A 2,544-nucleotide genomic window follows, 5' to 3' on the forward strand; every position below is an offset into this window, starting at 1 on the left:
TGACAGCGGACAGTAGATACTCCCCATAGGCGGCCACTTAAGGCCCCGCCCACGGCCACGACACTCCCCACTGATGGCCAGATACCTCCCCGCCTGACCAGGACAAACACCGGTCGGCGAGGGTTGACCGGGTGAAGAGCAGCAGGGAGATCATGGAAATCCTGGAGGCCTACGACCTCACCGGGAGTTACCGGGCGGCGGCCGAACTGGCCGGGTGCGACCACCACACCGTCGCCCGCTACGTCAAACTCCGCGAGACCGGCCAAAGCCCCGAGCAGCGCACCCACCGCGCCCGCCCCATCGACGACTACCTCGACAAGATCGAGGAACTCGTCAACCGCTCCCAAGGCAGGGTCCGCGCCGATGTCGTCCACCGGCGCATCACCGCGATGGGCTTCACCGGCGGCGAGCGCACCACCCGGCGGGTGGTCGCCCAGGTCAAGGACCGCTACCGGGCCGGGAAACGGCGGGTGTTCCGGCCCTGGATCCCCGAACCAGGCCTGTGGATGCAGTGGGACTGGGGAGAAGGCCCCAAGATCCGGGGGCGGCGCACCCACCTGTGGTGCGCCTGGCTGGCCTGGTCCCGCTACCGCGTGATCATCCCGGTCTTCGACAAGACCCTGCCCACCGTGGTCGCCTGCCTGGACGCCACCCTGCGCCGACTCGGCGGGGTGCCCGCCTACGCCCTCACCGACAACGAGAAGACCGTCACCGAAGCCCACATCGCCGGGATCGCGGTCCGCAACCCCGAGATCGTGCAGGTCGCCCGCCACTACGGGATGACGATCCGCACCTGCGTCCCGGCCGACCCGCAGACCAAGGGCGGATCGGAGGCCACAGTGCGCATCGCCAAGGCCGACCTGGTGCCCACCGACGTCAACCTGGCCGAGGGTTTCCGCACCTTCGGCGACCTGGAAACCGCCTGCCGCGCCTTCACCGACCAGGTCAACGACCGGATCCACCGGGAAACCCGCCGCCGTCCCACCGAAGCGTTGGCCGAGGAGCGCACCCGGCTGCACCCGCTGCCCGCCGAACCGTTCACCATCGCGTTTGGCACCACAAGGCGGGTCAATTGGGACAGCACGATCTCGGTGGAGGGGGTTCGCTACTCCGTCCCCCACCACCTGGTCGACACCCGTGTCTGGGCCCGCTTCCACGGCGAGGAGCTGATCGTCACCGCCGTCGGCGAACGCGGCCCCGAGGAGGTGGCCCGCCACGGGCGCTCCACCCCGGGCAACCCGAGCATCAGCGACGACCACTACCCCGAGCGGGGCGACAAGGAAGGCGACCGCACCCCCAGAGCCCACAGCGCCGAGGAGGCCGCGTTCCTGACCCTGGGGCCCGGAGCCGCGTCCTGGCTGGTCGAAGCCGCCTCGGTGGGCACCCGCCGGATCAAGCCCAAGATGGCCGAGGCCGTCGCTCTGGCCAAGCTGCACACTCCGGCCGAGGTTGACCGGGCGCTGGGGACCGCGGCGATCGCGGGCCGGTTCGCCGAGAACGACCTGATCGCCATCTTGGCCCACCAGGCCGGACGCCCTGCCGCCGAGCCCACCCGCGCCAGCGAGGACCACAGCCTGCAGCCGGGCACCTCGGCCTGGTCCTCCTTCGGCCTGCCCCGCGACGACGAGAGCGAGCAGTGATGAGCACCCCGATCCGCACCGTTGCCGGACCGCACGCCGAGCCGATGGCCGAGGCCGTCGAGCTCACCCGCCGGTTGCGGCTCCCCTACCTGCGCAAGGCCATGGCCGACGTGATCCCCACCGCCAAGGCGCAGCGGTGGGACCCAGCCGAGGTGGTCCGCGTCCTGCTGGCCGAGGAAGCCGCTGGACGCGACCAGACCAACCTGCGCACCCGCCGCAAGCGGGCGAACTTCCCCACTGGCAAGACGTTCGGGGACTGGGACGAGACCGCCTCCTGCATCGCCCGACCCACCCAGGACGCGCTCAAGACGCTGGAGTGGGTGGCCAGGCGGGAGAACCTGAGTATCTGCGGGCCCTCGGGAACGGGCAAGTCGCACTTTTGCGAGGCGCTGGGGCACGCCGCGGTCGAGGCGGGGATGACGGTGGCCTGGCACACCATCGAGGACCTGGGGGTGCTGGTTCGCAGGCACCGGGCGGACGACTCCATGGCCAGGGCCGTGACACGGCTGCTGCGCGCGGACTTGATCGTGGTCGACGATATCGGGCTGCTACCGGTCTCGGTCGATGCGGCCGAGGGGTTCTACAGGCTGGTGGACGCCGCCTATGAGCGCAGGTCGTTGGTGGTTTCCAGCAACCTGCACCCGTCGGGGTTCGACGAGATCATGCCCAAGACGTTGGCGACCGCGACGGTTGACCGGCTCCTGCACCACGCCCATGTCGTGGTGACCCAGGGTGACAGTTTCCGGCTTGCTCAGGCGACCTCGGGAGCGGGGGTGAAGGCGTTGAGTTGACCTCGGACACCACCACGGCGGGGACTTATCTGGCCGCCGTTGGGGAGATCGGCCTGGCCGTCAGTGGGGAGAACTACTGGCCGCCTGCGGGGAAAACACACTGGCCATTGACA

At 70.0% G+C, this 2,544-nt stretch carries 2 protein-coding genes; both read left to right on the plus strand.

Annotation, left to right across the window (positions count from 1 at the left end; translation table 11 throughout):
* Positions 1-131 precede the first annotated feature (131 nt).
* Positions 132-1,640 (plus strand): IS21 family transposase, encoded by a 1,509-nt coding sequence (gene istA, locus D471_RS0132120; protein ID WP_017602407.1) that lies wholly within the window; start codon positions 132-134, stop codon positions 1,638-1,640.
* Positions 1,640-2,431, plus strand: a complete 792-nt coding sequence (gene istB, locus D471_RS0132125) for an IS21-like element helper ATPase IstB (RefSeq protein WP_026128286.1) — start codon at positions 1,640-1,642, stop codon at positions 2,429-2,431. Before istA ends, istB begins: the two co-directional genes overlap by 1 nt.
* The last annotated feature ends 113 nt before the right edge of the window (positions 2,432-2,544 follow it).

Source organism: Nocardiopsis lucentensis DSM 44048, from assembly GCF_000341125.1.
Taxonomy (GTDB): Bacteria; Actinomycetota; Actinomycetes; order Streptosporangiales; family Streptosporangiaceae; genus Nocardiopsis; species Nocardiopsis lucentensis.